Origin of the sequence: Persephonella sp. (assembly GCF_027023985.1) — a bacterium.
Classification (GTDB): Bacteria; Aquificota; Aquificia; order Aquificales; family Hydrogenothermaceae; genus Persephonella_A.
Map to the genome: position 1 here is coordinate 64,599 of NZ_JALVTW010000010.1, position 16,409 is coordinate 81,007.

21 protein-coding genes are annotated in these 16,409 nt (G+C 34.1%); 17 read left to right on the forward strand and 4 right to left on the reverse strand.

Going from position 1 to position 16,409, the window contains the following annotated elements; translation table 11 throughout:
- Nucleotides 1–15: 15 nt before the first annotated feature.
- Complete coding sequence (locus tag MVE07_RS02180) at nucleotides 16–297, reverse strand: NifU family protein (protein WP_297453331.1); 282 nt, start codon at nucleotides 295–297, stop codon at nucleotides 16–18.
- 109 nt (nucleotides 298–406) lie between these two features.
- Between MVE07_RS02180 and tmk the strand changes: the two genes are divergently transcribed.
- The 4 genes from tmk to MVE07_RS02200 are packed head-to-tail and all read left to right on the forward strand — an operon-like array spanning nucleotide 407 to nucleotide 3,798.
- Nucleotides 407–1,030: a dTMP kinase gene (gene tmk / locus MVE07_RS02185; protein WP_297453334.1), complete on the forward strand. Its 624-nt coding sequence runs from the start codon at nucleotides 407–409 to the stop codon at nucleotides 1,028–1,030.
- A gap of 5 nt (nucleotides 1,031–1,035) precedes the next feature.
- A complete protein-coding gene (locus MVE07_RS02190; protein ID WP_297453337.1) occupies nucleotides 1,036–1,959 on the forward strand; it encodes a DNA polymerase III subunit in 924 nt (307 codons plus the stop codon).
- Between the two features lie 11 nt (nucleotides 1,960–1,970).
- Nucleotides 1,971–2,858 (forward strand): regulatory iron-sulfur-containing complex subunit RicT, encoded by an 888-nt coding sequence (gene ricT / locus MVE07_RS02195; RefSeq protein ID WP_297453339.1) that lies wholly within the window; start codon nucleotides 1,971–1,973, stop codon nucleotides 2,856–2,858.
- Entirely contained in the window at nucleotides 2,845–3,798 is a 954-nt protein-coding gene (locus tag MVE07_RS02200) for a KpsF/GutQ family sugar-phosphate isomerase (RefSeq protein ID WP_297453342.1), read from the forward strand. Before ricT ends, MVE07_RS02200 begins: the two co-directional genes overlap by 14 nt.
- Here MVE07_RS02200 and MVE07_RS02205 read toward each other — a convergent pair.
- Nucleotides 3,791–4,672 carry a LysR family transcriptional regulator gene (locus MVE07_RS02205; RefSeq protein WP_297453345.1) on the reverse strand — a complete coding sequence of 294 codons (882 nt, stop codon included), beginning with the start codon at nucleotides 4,670–4,672 and terminating at the stop codon, nucleotides 3,791–3,793. The genes MVE07_RS02200 and MVE07_RS02205 overlap by 8 nt on opposite strands.
- A 68-nt stretch (nucleotides 4,673–4,740) precedes the next feature.
- Nucleotides 4,741–5,559, reverse strand: coding sequence for a TlyA family RNA methyltransferase (locus tag MVE07_RS02210; RefSeq protein WP_297453348.1), 819 nt, complete (start codon nucleotides 5,557–5,559; stop codon nucleotides 4,741–4,743).
- An 83-nt stretch (nucleotides 5,560–5,642) separates the two neighbouring features.
- Between MVE07_RS02210 and MVE07_RS02215 the strand changes: the two genes are divergently transcribed.
- The 6 genes from MVE07_RS02215 (at nucleotide 5,643) to MVE07_RS02240 (ending at nucleotide 10,177) form a co-directional block, all read left to right on the forward strand.
- Nucleotides 5,643–5,846, forward strand: coding sequence for a hypothetical protein (locus tag MVE07_RS02215; RefSeq protein ID WP_297453351.1), 204 nt, complete (start codon nucleotides 5,643–5,645; stop codon nucleotides 5,844–5,846).
- Nucleotides 5,847–6,032: 186 nt separating this feature from the next.
- Nucleotides 6,033–6,926, forward strand: a complete 894-nt coding sequence (locus MVE07_RS02220) for a folate-binding protein (protein WP_297453354.1) — start codon at nucleotides 6,033–6,035, stop codon at nucleotides 6,924–6,926.
- A gap of 82 nt (nucleotides 6,927–7,008) precedes the next feature.
- On the forward strand, nucleotides 7,009–7,881 hold the full coding sequence (locus tag MVE07_RS02225; RefSeq protein WP_297453357.1) for a hypothetical protein: 873 nt from the start codon (nucleotides 7,009–7,011) through the stop codon (nucleotides 7,879–7,881).
- A 174-nt stretch (nucleotides 7,882–8,055) separates the two neighbouring features.
- Nucleotides 8,056–9,228, forward strand: coding sequence for a pyridoxal phosphate-dependent aminotransferase (locus MVE07_RS02230; RefSeq protein WP_297453360.1), 1,173 nt, complete (start codon nucleotides 8,056–8,058; stop codon nucleotides 9,226–9,228).
- A 16-nt stretch (nucleotides 9,229–9,244) separates the two neighbouring features.
- Nucleotides 9,245–9,754, forward strand: coding sequence for a thioredoxin fold domain-containing protein (locus MVE07_RS02235; protein ID WP_297453363.1), 510 nt, complete (start codon nucleotides 9,245–9,247; stop codon nucleotides 9,752–9,754).
- A 9-nt stretch (nucleotides 9,755–9,763) separates the two neighbouring features.
- The gene (locus MVE07_RS02240) at nucleotides 9,764–10,177 is read left to right on the forward strand and encodes a molybdenum cofactor biosynthesis protein MoaE (RefSeq protein ID WP_297453364.1); all 414 of its coding nucleotides are present in this window, start codon (nucleotides 9,764–9,766) and stop codon (nucleotides 10,175–10,177) included.
- Here the strand turns inward: MVE07_RS02240 and MVE07_RS02245 are convergent.
- Nucleotides 10,149–10,979, reverse strand: coding sequence for a DUF808 family protein (locus tag MVE07_RS02245; protein ID WP_297453367.1), 831 nt, complete (start codon nucleotides 10,977–10,979; stop codon nucleotides 10,149–10,151). The genes MVE07_RS02240 and MVE07_RS02245 overlap by 29 nt on opposite strands.
- Before the next feature lie 137 nt (nucleotides 10,980–11,116).
- Here MVE07_RS02245 and MVE07_RS02250 point away from each other — a divergent pair, with 137 nt between their 5' ends.
- The 7 genes from MVE07_RS02250 to MVE07_RS02280 all read left to right on the forward strand — a co-directional run bounded on the left by MVE07_RS02250 (nucleotide 11,117) and on the right by MVE07_RS02280 (nucleotide 16,408).
- Nucleotides 11,117–11,341 carry a hypothetical protein gene (locus MVE07_RS02250; RefSeq protein ID WP_297453370.1) on the forward strand — a complete coding sequence of 75 codons (225 nt, stop codon included), beginning with the start codon at nucleotides 11,117–11,119 and terminating at the stop codon, nucleotides 11,339–11,341.
- Nucleotides 11,341–11,757, forward strand: a complete 417-nt coding sequence (locus tag MVE07_RS02255) for a PIN domain-containing protein (RefSeq protein ID WP_297453373.1) — start codon at nucleotides 11,341–11,343, stop codon at nucleotides 11,755–11,757. The genes MVE07_RS02250 and MVE07_RS02255 overlap by 1 nt, the downstream gene beginning before the upstream one ends.
- 18 nt (nucleotides 11,758–11,775) lie before the next feature.
- Nucleotides 11,776–13,086 carry an FADH(2)-oxidizing methylenetetrahydrofolate--tRNA-(uracil(54)-C(5))-methyltransferase TrmFO gene (trmFO, locus tag MVE07_RS02260; RefSeq protein ID WP_297453376.1) on the forward strand — a complete coding sequence of 437 codons (1,311 nt, stop codon included), beginning with the start codon at nucleotides 11,776–11,778 and terminating at the stop codon, nucleotides 13,084–13,086.
- The gene (locus MVE07_RS02265) at nucleotides 13,074–13,724 is read left to right on the forward strand and encodes a YkgJ family cysteine cluster protein (protein ID WP_297453378.1); all 651 of its coding nucleotides are present in this window, start codon (nucleotides 13,074–13,076) and stop codon (nucleotides 13,722–13,724) included. The genes trmFO and MVE07_RS02265 overlap by 13 nt, the downstream gene beginning before the upstream one ends.
- A gap of 56 nt (nucleotides 13,725–13,780) precedes the next feature.
- On the forward strand, nucleotides 13,781–15,157 hold the full coding sequence (locus MVE07_RS02270; RefSeq protein WP_297453381.1) for a class II fructose-bisphosphate aldolase: 1,377 nt from the start codon (nucleotides 13,781–13,783) through the stop codon (nucleotides 15,155–15,157).
- Between the two features lie 62 nt (nucleotides 15,158–15,219).
- Entirely contained in the window at nucleotides 15,220–15,825 is a 606-nt protein-coding gene (locus MVE07_RS02275) for a Uma2 family endonuclease (RefSeq protein WP_297453384.1), read from the forward strand.
- A 70-nt stretch (nucleotides 15,826–15,895) separates the two neighbouring features.
- On the forward strand, nucleotides 15,896–16,408 hold the full coding sequence (locus MVE07_RS02280; protein WP_297453386.1) for a 6-carboxyhexanoate--CoA ligase: 513 nt from the start codon (nucleotides 15,896–15,898) through the stop codon (nucleotides 16,406–16,408).
- Nucleotide 16,409 lies beyond the last annotated feature (1 nt).

A 16,409-nucleotide genomic window follows, 5' to 3' on the forward strand; every position in this document is an offset into this window, starting at 1 on the left:
TCCCCCCTGTTTTATTTAAAATCCGCCAAATCCCTGCTCAAGATTTACAGCTACAACCTGCTTAACTTCAGGAATTTCTTCTTTCAGTTTCATCTCAATTCCGCCTTTGAGTGTAACCAGAGACATCGCACATCCGTGGCAAGCACCCATTAGTCTCACATAAACAGTTCCGTCTTCTCCAATATCTACAAGCTCAACATCACCACCATCAAATCTTAAAGCAGGTCTAATTTTTTCTAAAACTTCTTCCACTTTTGCCCTATCTATTTGAACTTTTTCTTTTTGTTCTTGTGTCATTTTATTAACCTCCACTGATTTTTATTTGCCATTATTATATGCCTTAATTATAGTATTCGTATGATTTTTATCAATAGCCTGATATAATTTTTTCAAAAACAGGGTTGAGATGAAAGGTTATTTTATAACATTTGAAGGCGTTGAAGGGGCAGGAAAATCTACACAGGCAAAGCTTTTATACCAGTATTTAATAGATAATGGGAAAGATGTTGTCCTGACCAAAGAACCGGGAGGAACAAAAACAGGCCAGAAAATCCGCCAGATTTTACTGGAAAAAACTGATGAGATATTTCCCCCTGTAGCAGAACTTATGCTTTATGAAGCAGACAGAAATTTTCATATACATAACCTAATTAAACCTTCTTTACAGCAAGGAAAATATATAATCTGCGATAGATTTACAGACTCAACTCTGGCATATCAGGGATATGCACGGGGACTGGATATAAACCTGATAAAACAGCTAAATGAGATAGCTACAGAGGGAATAAAACCTGATATTACATTTTTGATAGATATTCCTGTAGAAGAAGGTCTGAAAAGAATCAGACAAACCCGTCAGGCAGACAGAATAGAGGATGAAGATATCCAATTTCACAAAAGATTAAGGGAAGGTTTTCTGAAAATAGCCGAAAATGAAAAAGACAGAATAGTGGTTTTAGACGGAATGGAATCTCCGGAAAATATTTTTGCAAAAATTATAGAGATTTTGAAAAACAGGAATATAATCTAAAAGTTATGAAACTAATAGGCCATGAAGACACAAAGCATATAATAAGGCTTTTTTTAGATAAGGATTTTCATTCCTATACATTTTTATTTGAAGGAAAGGATTGTATAGGTAAAAAATTAGTTGCCCTACAGACTGCACGGGCTTTTCTGTGTGAAAAGGGATACGGTTTTGGGTGTGGTGAGTGTGAAAGTTGCAGGCTGGTAAACAACACAATATCCAATATTTACGAAAATTCCCAGCTAAATCCACATCCTGATTTGAAGCTCATATCTCCTGAAAAAGAGATAAAAATAGACCAGATAAGGCAAATTATAGATTTTCTGAAACTAAAATCTGTCTCAGGTAAGGTGGTAATTATTGAAAAAGCAGAAAAAATGAATAAAGAGGCAGCAAATGCCCTGCTAAAAACCCTTGAAGAACCACCTGAAAACTCAATGATAATCCTTACAACATCAAATCAAAATGCCATTTTGCCTACGGTAGTATCAAGAACCAGAAAAATAAGATTTAAGCCCCTTAAAAAAGAGGAAATACTACAGATTCTGCAGCTAAAAACAGACGACCAAAAACTTTTAAAAACCCTGATAGCTCTTGCAGATGGAAGTTTATGTCTTCCTGACAAAATACTAAAAAAACCTGAACTATTAAAATACGCAAAAGACCTGTTTAGCCTACTCGCTGTTCAGCAGTTACATCCTGAAGGAATAATTACTTTAGGGGATGTTTTTGACAAACTGGATATTGATGATATCAACACAACACTGGACATCGTAGAAAAAATAGCATATAAAAAAATGCTTAAAGGAGATATATCCTCAGAATTTTATGATAAATTTATTAAGGAAAATCAAGAACTTAAGAATGCAATTGGCAAAGGAGTTAAGAAAAAACTTGCTCTGGAAGGAATGTATTTTAATCTCAAAACATAAGGAGGATAATAATGTCTGTTGCTATAGATACAAAAACAGTAAGGATAAGATTTTTAGATACGCATAAATTCAGTGATGTGGAAAATGTCCCTGAAGATGTCCAGAAAGGAGATTTTATTGTAATAGAAACAGAAAAAGGGGAAGAGCTTGTTCTTGTAGTGGGCAGGTCTGTGCCCGACCCTGATAACCCATCCCAGTATAAATTCCTCAGAAAAGCTACGAAGAAGGATATTTCTACATTTGATAAACATGAAAAAGAGGCAGAAAAAGCACTGGCATTGTGTAAAAAGCTTGCCGAAAATCTGGGACTAAAAATGAACCTGCTTAAATCCTATATTCCTCTAAATCGCTCTAAAATCATGTTTTATTATGTGTCTGAAGGAAGAGTTGACTTCAGGCAACTGGTAAAGGAGCTGGCTAAAAGGCTTAAGATGAGAATTGAGATGAGACAGGTCGGTGTCAGAGATGGTGTCCAGATGGCAGGTGCTATCGGTGTATGTGGACAGCAATGCTGCTGCTCAGTATTCATAGACAAGTTTGATACTGTAAATGTTGAAATGTTAGAAGAGCAAAATCTTCCACCTACCCCGACAAAATTCACCGGTATATGCGGCAGACTTATGTGTTGTCTTGCATTTGAGGTTGATAACTACTCAATTAGAAAAAACCTACCTGAGCTGGAATCAGAAGTTGAGATAAACGGTAAAAAATACATTGTGAAAGATTATGATTTTATAAAAGAAACAATTACCTTGATGAGCGAAGATGGAGAAACTGTTATATATACTTTTGACCAGATAGATGAGCTGGGATTAAAAAGGGAAAGTCCCTGTAGTAATTGCGGAATGAAAAACAACGAGGTAGAAAGGGTTGAAATTGAAGGAAATGAAAATTCTTGATATAGGCAAAAGGGTTCTTCAGGAAGAAAAGAAAGCATTAGAAAATCTTATAGAAGCCTTAGATGAAAATTTTGAAAAGGCAGTCCAGCTTATTCTGGACACAAAGGGTAAAGTAATTGTTACAGGAATGGGGAAATCCGGCCATATTGGAAATAAAATAGCAGCCACCCTTGCGTCCACCGGAACCCCTGCATTTTTCCTTCATCCTGCAGAGGCAATCCATGGTGATTTGGGTATGATTTCAAGAGAGGATATTATCCTTGCAATATCAAATAGCGGTGAAACCCCTGAACTCCTTGCCATTATTCCCACCATAAAAAGATGGGGAAACAAAATCATATCTATAACAAATAACCCAAAATCTTCTCTGGCACAGGAAAGTGATATTCATCTGTTTTTAAATGTGGAAAAGGAAGCCTGCCCGTTAAATCTTGCACCTACTTCATCCTCTACAGCCACACTGGCATTGGGAGATGCACTTGCAGTTGCATTACTTGAAATGAGAGGCTTTACAGCGGAGGATTTTGCCCAGTTCCATCCAGGAGGTTCACTGGGTAAAAAACTTATGAAAGTCAAAGAAATCATGCATACAGGGAATAAATTACCTGTTGTTTCCCCTGATACACCTTTACAGGAAACAGTAATCACAATGTCAGAAAAAGGATTTGGTGCTGCCCTTGTGGCTGAAGATAATAAACTTATTGGTATAATCACAGATGGAGATTTAAGAAGATTTATAAAAGCAGGGGGAAGTATTGATAAAAGCTATGCAAAAGATACAATGACAGTATCACCTAAGACAATCTCAGAGGATAGATTGGTAGTAGAAGCTTTAGAGCTTATGGAAAGATACAATATTACCGTTTTACCTGTTACAAAAGATGGCCGTATTATAGGCCTGATTCATATGCATGATATACTCAAAAGCGGTGTTATTTAAGATTTAATAAATATGAAACAAATTCCCTGTCTATTTTTGGCAGTCTTATGTTTTTCTGGGTTATGCAGTAGAACTTTCTTGTAAGGTTTAGTCCCTTTACTTTTACTTCTTTTAGCTGTGTTCCAAGTAGATTTTTCACAACAAGTCTTGAAACAAAGGATAAATAATCTGTATTTGATACAAGCCTTGCGATAGCATTACTGCTGCTTATCTCAATATCCGGTTTTATTTTAATCCCTTTTTTCTCAAGATTTTTTTCAACTATATTTCTTGTTCCTGAGCCTGTTTCCCTGAAAATAAACTTATATTTTTTCAGGTCTTTAACATCAATCTCTTCAGGAATATCAGTATTTTTTGAAGCTATCAGGATAATCTCATCATTGTAGAACTCAACGATTTCATATTTGCTTGAATGGATTTCATCTTCTATAAGTCCTATATAAAAGGTTTTTGAAAGGATACCTTCTTCAATTTCTTTTGAATTCCCCACAAAAAGACTGATTTTTATATCCTTTTTTTCCTTTAAAAATTCAGGAAGAATGTCAGGAAGGAGAAAATCACCTATCGTTGTGCTGGCACCAATCCTTAAGGTTTTTTGGAGGTTTTCCTTCAGGTCAGATAAACCTTCTTCCAGCAGGTCATAATCTTCAAGGATTTTTGATATGTATTTATAGAAAATTTCACCTTCTCTGGTAAGTAAAACGCCCTTTTTATCCCTATGGAAAAGGGTAATTCCCAGATAGTTTTCCAGTTTTTTTACCTGAAGTGTTACTGTAGGCTGAGATAAAAACAGCAGTTCTGCTGCTTTTGAAAAACTTTTTGTGTCTGCTACCGTTTTAAAAATTTTAAGCTTATGATAATCAAGGACTTCCATAATTCACCTGTAAAGTTATTTATTAATTTATCAAAATATCAAAATAAATGAATATTGTATGATTAAAATCAATTTCTGGATTGTTTAAATTTTTCGTGGGCTTGTTGAACTACCCGTTTTATTTTTTCTTCTGAAATCTGACTCTTTTTGCAATTGGTTCCCTTTTCAATAAAAGCGAGAAACTCTATATTTCCTTCAGGACCCCATGTTTCAGAAAAGTCTAAATCTTTAACACAATAACAACTTTCTTCTAAACCATCTATAACTTTTTTAATAGCTTTTTGGTGGAGTTTTTTATCCTTTACAACACCACCTTTAACCTCATTCTTTGATAATTCAAACTGGGGTTTTATAAGAATTATTCCCTCTGCACCATCTTTTAAAAGTTCACATATATTGGGAAGTATTTTCAATATTGAAATAAAAGAGACATCAGAAACAACAAAATCAATTTTTTCAGGGATTTCTTTTTCTGTTAAATATCTGGCATTGGTTTTTTCAAGGGATACTACAGCCGGGTTATTTCTTAGTTTTTCATGGAGCTGGTTTGTTCCAACATCAACGGCATATACTTTTTTAGCCCCGTGTTGCAGAAGGCAATCTGTGAAACCACCTGTCGAGGCACCTATATCAAGGCAGATTTTATCTTTTATATCTGTTTTGAAAACATTTATTCCCTTTTCCAGTTTATAGCCGCCTCTGGATACGTATTTTTCTTTTTCTTTTATGTAAATATTGGCATCTGTTTTTACTTTTGTCCCAGGTTTATCAACTTTCTGATTGTTAACAAATACAACTCCGGCCATTATAAGCCGCTGGGCTTTTTCCCTACTTTCAACCAGTCCTTTTTCCACAAGAAGTTTATCCAATCTCTCTTTTGTAGCCATAATCCCAAAATATAAGAAGTTTAAATACTTTGCAACAGTTTTACGATACTTATACATATATAAAATACAAAACAGGATTTCCTATGGATTTCAGAGAAGGATTAAATGAGTTTGGGAAAGCATTAATCAATATAGGCGTAGCATCAATAATATTTGCAATTATACAACCTCTTGTAAAAAATGAATTTTCAAGTAAATTAGGTATTATAGCCTTAATTATGTTTATAATTTTATCAGGGATTGGTATTTTACTGATTTCCCTGGGAGGAAAAAATAATGACTGTTGAAGAATATATGATTCTGGTAACTGTTGTCCTTTCTATAATGGGTTTAATCCTGTTCTTTATCGGCCTTAAATTAGAGAAAAAGAAAAACAGAACATAATCTAAACCTTTCAAATCAGAGATTTCTCATAAAATCCTTCTCTTTCCAAGAATAAAATTCTGATATAGACAAATCAGTGGAGGCAAAGTATGTTCTGGGCACAGATTGATAGACACAAAATCAAAGTTTATGGAAAAGAAAGTAAACTACTGCTAAAAAATCAAATGAGAGACGATATAGCTTTTTTACATAACCTTCTTTCAAATGATATAAAAGGTCTTCAAACAGGAAAATTTAATTATAATCTCAGGCTTACAGGTAATGGAGAACCTATTCAGGACTTTTTTGTTTATAAAGATGATGATTTTTTTATTCTGGATACAGATGAGAATCCGGAAGAGCTTGCATCAGAGCTTAATAAACTAAAACTTTCCCTGAAGGTATTCTTTGAGCCTTTAATCTATCAGCATGTTATTATCTGGGGAGAGGAAGCAGCAGAGTTTTTGAAAAACTTGGGATTTGAAATTCCACAGGAGTTTGGTTTCACAAAAAAAGATGAAATATATCTGGCTAATAACCCGCTGAGGATAGGACAAGGAGTTTATGAGCTGTTTGGAAATCTGGAAAGTGTTCTTTCCCTCTTGAAAAAATTTGAGAAGGTAAAGCAGGAAACTCTGGAAAAACTCAGGATAAAAAATTGTATCCCCAAAATTGGAAAAGAATTAAAAAAAGGATTTCATCCTTTGGAAGCAAATATTTTGTATGCTTTTAGCTTTGAAAAAGGTTGTTATGTGGGGCAGGAGGCAATCGCAAGGGTTTATTTCAGAGGCAGACCTCCAAGGACTCTATCTAAATTTCAGATTGAAAAACCTGTAGAAGAAAACGAAAAAATCTATTTAAATGACAAACCTGTAGGGGTGATAACCTCTGTATCCCCTGACAAAACCATAGCACTGGGATACATACTCAGAAGTCTGTTTGAGGAAGGAAAAACTTTTAAAACAGACAGCGGAGAGGTAAAAATCATAAAAGAGTGTAATTAAATATTTAGTTGAGGAATAACAAGAAATCACCGATTTTGTGATAAAATACTAAAAAAAACACTTTAAAAGTAGGGAAGTCCTTATGAAAAAATCTTTTCTATTTTTAAGTTTAATTGCAATTTTTTTATTTGTTTCCTGTGCTAAGCCACCACAAGTAGTTTCTTTTAGCCCTTCAACACAAAACAAAAATGTGTTCAAAATAGTTGAAGGAAAAAAAACTAATAAAAATCTTGGTTTGACTACTGCACTTATATTACCTAAAGGTTCTATTCCTTCTTTCGAGCAAACTTCATCTACTACTAATCCTTTTACTAATCCTTTAACGTTGATGCAGAATATTTTAAGAGCATATAAAATTTCCTATAAATCAGCAAACTTACCTGAAGATTTTAAAAGGAATTTAGCAAAATCACTTGAAGCTATTTTATTAAACAAAGGATATAAAGTTACAGGCCCTTATAAATCTTTAAATGAAATGACCTATAGTGACAAAAAGTCTGTAGATTTTGTATTAATTCCTGTAGTTGAGTTATATCCAGAAATACAAGATAACGGATGTAAAAATAAAACACCTTTAACTGTATCTTCTTTAACACCTGCTGTTCAAAAAGGGGAAATTTATTGTTCTGGACAAGTCAGGTTTAAAGGTCAATTGTTATTTGAACTTCGCGAACCATTAACACAAGAAAAAATTTATATCAAAGGAATAGATTTCGAGACAGAACCAGAAAACTTTGAAGCTAAAGTTGTCTACGAAAGAGAACAAGATATGTCTCAAGCAATAATGCTAGCTCAAAGAACAAAACTAATGGCAATTAACAATGCTTTAAACAATGCATTAGTATCTGCCTATAATAAGTTTATAGAAATGTTCAAAAAATATATGCCCGAAGGAGAAGAAGCACGTCAATTAGAAAAACAAATTAAAGAACTTAAAAAACTCAAAAGGTATTAATAAATTTTTGCCTCCCTTTATAGGGAGGCTTCTCATATTTCAACATATCTTTCAATTTGTCTCAAATTTTTCAATCTGTCAAAAATTGGTATTACAAATATTATAAAAAGTAGTGTAATTTTGAAAATTTAAATATAAAATAAATAAGGTTTAAATTTATATGGAGGCTATTTAATGAAATTTTCAGAAAGGGTTCTCAGGGTTCAACCTTCACAGACACTTGTTATCACTGCGAAAGCTGCAGAAATGAGAAATAAAGGCATTGATGTTATTGGATTTGGTGCAGGAGAACCTGATTTTGATACTCCAGACTTTGTAAAAGAAGCAGCAATAAAAGCACTAAAAGAAGGAAAAACAAAATACACACCAGCAGCAGGAATACCTGAGCTTAGAGAAGGAATAGCCAAAAGATTAAAAGAAAAAAACAATATTGATTATAAACCTTCAGAAGTTATTGTTACCCCCGGTGCAAAAATGGGGCTTTATGAAATATTTGCCACGATACTAAATCCCGGAGACGAGGTAATAGTTCCGGCACCTTACTGGGTTTCATATACAGAGCAGATTAAACTTTGTGATGGTATACCTGTTATAGTAGAAATGTCAGAAGAAAATGGTTTTGTTTTAACGGCTGACCTTGTTGAAAGTGCAATAACGGACAAAACAAAAGCCCTTGTTCTAAATACACCTTCCAATCCAACAGGAGCAGTTATACCCCGTAGCGAACTGGAAAAAATAGCAGAGGTTTGCCTGAAGCACAATATATTAATTATCTCTGATGAATGTTATGAGGAATTCTGCTACGACGAAGAACATGTAAGCATTGCATCCCTTTCTCCGGAGATCAGAGATATAACATTTACCGTAAATGCCTTCTCCAAAGCTTACTCAATGACTGGCTGGAGACTTGGATGGGTTGCAGCTCCTGAAGAGTATATTAAGAAAATCAACATAATCCAGTCCCAAACAATCTCCAATCCAACTTCATTTGCCCAGTATGGAGCACTGGCAGCACTGGAAGACAAAGGCAAATTCCCTGCTATGATGAAAGAGGAATTTAGGAAAAGAAGAGATTTTATAGTTCAGGAGTTTTTATCTATAGAAGGAATTACCTGCCCTATGCCCAAAGGAGCTTTTTATGTATTTCCTAATATCTCTGCATATATAAAAGGTGATATCAAAAATGATATCGATTTCACAGCATATCTCCTTGAAGAAGCAAAAGTTGCCGTTGTTCCCGGCTCAGCATTTGGTAAAGAGGGATATATAAGACTTTCCTATGCAACATCAATGGAAAATATAAAAGAGGGAATGAGGAGAATTAAGGAGGCTCTGGCAAAATTATAAGAACAGGAGTTAAAAGATGAGAAAATTTTTCTATCTATTTTTTACAGTGGTTTTAGTAGCTTTTTTAGGATGCCAGCAAAAAGCCTCAGAGAAGTTCAAAGTTGACCCAGAGCCTATTATTCAGGATGCAATGAAAAATAAGAAGTTCCTTATTCTTGTGTTTGAATCAGCAAGCTGTCAGTATTGTGCAAGATTAAATAAAGAAGTTTTATCCCAACCTGATGTTAAAGAAAAATTGATAAAAAACAAAATAAATGTTGCTATTATTAATATTTACGGAAACAGAAAAATAACCGACCCTGAAACAAAACAACAGATGGAAGAAAGTGCACTTGCTGTAGCAGATAGGGTGGACGGTCTTCCAACTGTGATAGTCTACGACCCTGAAAACAATTACAAGGTCTTATTCAGATGGTCTGGATACGTTCCTAAAAATGATTTTAAAGATTTCTTAGATTATCTTGGCTCTAAATGTTATAAAAAAGTAAAATTTGAAGAGTTTGAACAAAAAGGAAAATCCTGTTAGGAGTTAGAGATGAGTGTTCCACAAATCTACATAGGAGAAAACTGGTTTGATATAAATGATGTGCTGAATAGCTACAAAGATGAAACATGTGGAGCGGTAGATATTTTTCTGGGTATTCCAAGGTCAGCTCCGGAAGATGGAGAAGTAAAAGAACTCCACTATGAAGCTTATGTATCAATGGCAGAAAAGGTAATAAATGAAATAATAAATGAAGCAAAGGAAAAGTTTGGAATTAAATATGCAGTAGTTCATCACAGAACAGGAGTTGTGCCTGTTCTGGTTCCTTCATTTCTGGTTGCTGTATGGGCAGGACATAGACAAGAAGCATTTGAGGCTTGCAGATATATAGTAGATGAAACGAAGGCAAGGGCTCCTATCTGGAAAAAAGAGGTTTTTAAGACCGGTGAAGAAAGCTGGAAGTAAGTTGTTTTGTAAAAAAAGCAAAAATTCCCAGAATTAAGCCTATTAAAAATTCACCAATAAGAGCAGGAATAGGTTCTGTTAAATGATGCAAAAACTCTAAACTATGTAAATAAATTCCACCTGCCACCAGAAGCATAGCCAAAGTTCCAATAACAGATAGGGCTTTTATTATATATGGCAACGATTTAACCATTAATATGCCTATTTTCTCTAAAAAACCATCATAATTTTCTATCAAATAAATCCCCATATCATCCAGACGAACGATAAGAGCAACAAAACCATAAACTCCTATTGTGGCCAGGACAGCCACTATAGAGACAGAAATAACCTGAACTAAAAAGGGTTTATCCTGCACCGTAGAAATGGCAATAATTACTATTTCCAGAGAAAGTATAAAATCAGTGATAATCGCAGATTTGATTTTTTCTTTTTCTGATAATTTTCTCTCTTCTGAATGATGTTTAACCAAATCTAAAAACTCCAGAATTTTTTCTGCACCCTCATAAGCCAGATATAACCCACCTATCATTAACACAGGCTTGATAATGAAAGGTAGAAAATAATTAAGAGCCAGTATGAAAGGAACAACAATCAGTTTGTTTAAAAAGGAACCCTTTATAATTGCCCATAAAACAGGTAGTTCTCTACTTGGAGGATATTCAGAAGCCTTTTTTGCACCTACGGCAAGGTCATCTCCTAAAACTGCAGATGTTTTCTGGGCAGCAATTTTCGTAGAAGACGCCACATCATCCATTAAATAAGCAATATCATCAAGCAGAGCAAATATCCCCGAAGCCATTTATTACCTTTCGTGTTTTTTCTTTAGTTTACTATGTAAATTTAAATAAGTTGAAAAGTTAAAGTTTTTTCTTACATTTTGGTAAAATTTGGTTTTAATTTTATATTTAATCCCAATACTGTATGTGGAGTATTGTAATGAAATTAATGATAGAAATTCCTGATGAAGAAATTTATGAAACAGGGAAGGAAACTTTAAAAAAGAAAATAGAAGAATACCTTGAGTTTATAAAATTAGAAAAAGACATAAAAGAGATATCCAAAGAACTAAAAGAAATCTTCTCTGAAAATAGATATTGGGAAGAAGTAGAAAAGATTAGACAAGAGGCCTGGCAAGAATATAAAAAAAGTCTTGAACTATAATGAAAATTGTTGTTGATGCCAATATCATTTTCTCTGCATTGATAAAAGGGAATCAGGTTTATATAAAAATACTAAATAATAGTGATGCACCTGATTTCATATTTGTGGAGCTTGAAAAATATGAAAATAGAATTTTAAGAAAGGTATCAAACAGACAAAAAATGAAAAAAATTATCCATAAATTGTTTAAAAAAATTTCTATAATTCCCAAAATAGGATTAGCAAAAACAAATATAAGAAAAGCCTATAACCTTTGCAAAGATATAGATGAAAAGGATACCCCATATGTGGCTTTAGCTCTTGAACTTGATGCATATTTATGGACAAATGATAAAAAATTAGAAAATAAGCTAAAAGAAAAAGGATTTTCCAAAATTTTAACGACAGAGGAACTTGTTAAATTGATAGAAATATAAAGTAGGTAAAGGAGAAAGATGAAAAAAGTAGCAGTTATAGGAGCAGGGCTTGCAGGTAGCGAAGCAGCTTACAAAATAGCAGAAGAAGGATTTAATGTTGATTTATATGAAATGAGACCTGTTAAACAGACCCCTGCCCACAGGACAGAAAAATTTGCTGAACTGGTATGTTCAAACTCCCTTGGAGGAAAGGAAATCACAACAGGGGCAGGGCTTTTAAAAGAAGAAATGAAAAAATTAGATTCTCTTGTTGTAGAAACTGCAGAAAAATTTGATGTTCCGGCAGGGGGAGCACTGGCAGTTGACAGGGAAAAATTTTCAGAGGAAATAACAAAAATCCTTGAAAACCATCCAAATATAAAAGTAATCAGAAAAGAGATAACAAAAATTCCCGAGGATTACGATTTTGTAATAATAGCCACAGGGCCTTTAACATCTGAAGAACTTTCAAAAGAGATACAAAAGATAACAGGAGCAGAGCATTTATACTTTTATGATGCTATTGCCCCAACCGTTGATGCAGAAACTGTTGATTATTCAAAGGGTTTCTGGGGTGATAGATACGGTAAAGGAGAAGGGGACTATTTTAACTGTGTTTTAACAGAGGAAGAGTACGAGCAGTTTTACAATGAGCTTTTAAAAGGTGAGCAGATTCCACTAAAGGATTTTGAAAGGGCTGTATTTTTTGAAGGTTGCCTGCCTATTGAGGAGATAGCCAGAAGAGGAAAACAGACCCTTTTATTTGGACCTATGAAACCAGTTGGACTTGTTGACCCAAGAACCGGTAAACAGCCCTTCGCAGTAGTTCAGCTCAGAAAGGAAAACAGAGAAGGAACTCTGCTTTCAATGGTCGGATTTCAAACAAAGCTGAAATATCCTGAGCAAAAAAGGATTTTCAGACTTATACCGGCCTTAAAAGATGCCACATTTGTCCGACTGGGGTCTATCCATAGAAATACATTTATACAATCCCAGAAGGTATTAAAGCCAACCCTCCAGCTTAAAAAAGACCCTAAGATACTCTTTGCAGGTCAGATAACAGGTGTTGAAGGATATGCTGCATCTGCAGCAACAGGAATACTGGCAGGAATTAATGTTGTTAGAATGTTAAAAGGCAAAGAGCCTGTCGTTCCACCTGAAACAACAATGCTCGGTGGACTTGTAAAATATATAACAGAGCCAAAGGATGAACTACAACCTATGAACCCAAATTTTGCCCTTTTACCTGATCTGAACAAAAAAGTAAAAGATAAAAGAAAAAGGAAACTTCTGAAAGCAGAAAGGGCATTAAAAGACATGGAGGAGTTTGCAAGAAATTGGAGAAATTAGAAAATCTCATACTTGCTGCTGCAGGAATTTACAGACAACCAGAACTTGTTGATGAGATTATTACTTTGCAGGAAGAATTAAACCAGCAGATTGATAAACAGATAAATAAGCAAAAAGGATTAGACTGTCAAAAAGGCTGCTCTTACTGCTGTTATGGCTGGAATGTTCAGATGACTATCCCAGAAATGCTGATGATTATAAAAGATTTAAATTCCTTTCCCCCAGGAAAAAGAAGAAGAATAGCTGACAGAATATATGAATTTTCTAATCAAACTGATTACGAAGGTGTAGCCTGTCCTTTGCTTGAGGATAATCTATGTCTGGTTTATGAAAGTAGACCTTTTATCTGCAGAACATACTCTTCTTATGATGTTTCTTTATGCGAAAATAGAAAGAAATTTGTTTTTCCTCCCTTTGTTGAAGAAATAATAAAAAATGTTGTTCTTCCATTTGAAGAAAATATAGAAGAGCCCTTTAGAACTCTTTTTGAAACAAAAGTTCCTATTTCTAATATAAAATTTGATTACTACAGAGACTTATTTTATCTAAATCTGGCAAATACAATAAAGATTGTTCCTATTCATGAAAAAATAGAAATTATTCCACTGGAATTTGCAAAAAAATATCTTCAAACCTAAGTAATTCATTGATAGATGATATAATTAAAAATAATCAACAATAAGGGGGTATGTCTATGCCAACTATAGCAAAAAATACAGAAGAACTTAATTCTTTGTTGAATGGTGTTGTATCTGTAGAAGGAGAAAAAGTTTCTATAACAGATGAAAGCAAACTAAGAGAAAGTGTAATTGATGACCTTATTTATACAGCTGTTTTTTCTGAAGACGAAAGCACAAAAGAAGAAGCAAAAAGGCTTATAAGGGAAATTGCCAATGAGTTTGGAGCTGTTGCAGCTTCTATACATGACTTTTATATGGCAATGGGCAGAGGTGAAGTTGATAAGATTACAACCCCTGCTGTAAATATCAGGGGAATGACCTATGATGTTGCCAGACAAATATTCAAAGTTGCTCTTAACCACAATATTGGAGCCTTTATCTTTGAAATAGCAAAATCAGAAATTGGATATACATTCCAAAGACCCTCTGAGTATGCTGCTTGTGTTTTAGCAGCTGCAATAAAAGAAGGATACAAAGGACCTGTTTTCATACAGGGAGACCACTTCCAGTTTAACGCTAAAAAATATGCAGAAGACCCTGAAAAAGAGCTTCAGGCTATAAAAGACCTTACAGAAGAAGCTCTAAAAGCAGGCTTTTACAACATAGATATTGACCCATCAACTCTCGTTGACTACTCAAAACCAACTCTTAAAGAACAGCAGTATCACAACTATATAAATACTGCAAAAATGACCCAGTTTATCAGAGAGATAGAACCTGAAGGGGTTACTGTTTCTGTTGGTGGAGAGATTGGACATATCGGTGGTAAAAACTCAACTGTAGAAGAGTTTGAGGCATTTATGGAAGGTTATCTTGAGGAACTTCCAGAAGGTATGCCTGGAATTTCTAAAATATCTGTTCAAACAGGAACAGAACACGGTGGAATTCCTCTACCTGATGGAAGAGTAGCAGAGGTTAAACTGGACTTTAATGTTCTCAGAGATATCGGAAAAGTGGCAAGGGAAAAATACGGCCTTGGTGGAACAGTTCAACACGGGGCTTCAACACTTCCAGATGAACTATTTGACAAATTCCCTGAAAACAACTGCTGTGAAATTCACCTTGCAACAGGATTTCAAAACATAATGTATGACCTTATACCTGAAGACTTCAAACAAAAAATCTATAGCTGGATAAAAGAGAACCTCAAAAATGAATGGAAAGAAGGCTGGACAGAAGAGCAATTTATCTACAAAACAAGGAAAAAAGGTTTTGGACCATTTAAATATGAATGGTGGACATTAGACGAAGAATATAAAAACAAAATCCTTGATGCCCTTTACAAAAAGTTTGAGTTCCTATTTGGAAAACTAAACGCATTTAACACAAAAGAACTTGTTGAAAAGTATGTCAAACCTGTAAAACTTCCTTACGGTGCAATCAGAAAATAATCAAACTGGCAGGGTTTCTACCCCTGCCTTATATTTAGATAAAAAACCTGTGAGGATTCATCATGCCAACAGCAACTCTGTCCAAAAAATCTTCCTCAAAGCAAAAATCACCTAAACCATACAAATTCACCATAAATCATCTAAAAAAAATGTATGAGGCGGGGATATTTAATCCAGAAGAAAAAATAGAATTAATAAACGGGGAGCCTTTTATCATGACACCAATAGGATTTAGACATGCAAAAGTTTTAGAGAGATTAGAAAGGAAGCTTTACGAGATTATTTATTCTGACCCTGAACTTAAAGAAAAATTTGTTATCTGGACACAAAACCCTATAAGAATTAATTCAAAAAACCTCCTATATCCAGATATAGCTATATATCCAGAAGAGATTTACAAAAAGGAAGATATTCCAAAAATAAAAGATGCAGTTTTAATAATAGAGATTTCAGACACAACCCTTGATTACGACAAAGAAATAAAACTTCCAGTTTATGCAAAGGGTAAAGCCAAAGAAGTCTGGATAATAAACCTAAAAGATAACGTCTTTGAAAAATACACCCAGCCATCAAAAAAAATGTTCAAATCAATCCATATCTACCAGAAGGACGAACAGGTTAAAATCCTCAATAAAAAGATTAACCTTTCAGAAATTTTAAATGGCTAAAACTTATAGGCAAAAACAACACTCTAATTGTAAAATAGTTTTATTCTAAACAATCAAAAGGAAGGAATTAATGTCCATATTAGATCAGCAGATAAATGCGATAAAAGAAATTTATTCTGAGATTAAAAAGTCAGGAGCAAAAATTCAGCCGGTAATCGTTGGAAAATTTGCCCTTACTGTTTACACACAAGGGATGTATCCTGCAAATATCATATCCTTTTTATATCCTGATTTACAACTGCTAACAAAGGTTCTCAAAGAGCTTGGGTATCAACAGATGGGAGATTTTTGGACTAGGGGAGATATAGTTGTAGAAGTTAGCAAGAAATTTAAGCTTATTCCTACAGGTTCTTTTAATCAGATTGAGGTTGATGGTCAGATTATAAATGTAGTATCCCTGGAAGACTTACTTGTAGATATGATGAATGAATGCGTCGCCGGAGATGAAACTGTATGCGAGCTTATAAAAATGCTTATAAAATCATATTTACCGGTTTTAGATTTTCATCATATATATTCCAATTTAAAAAATAAACAGGCTGTAATAAAATTTAAACAGTATAGAAAAGAGGCAGAGGGGTAAA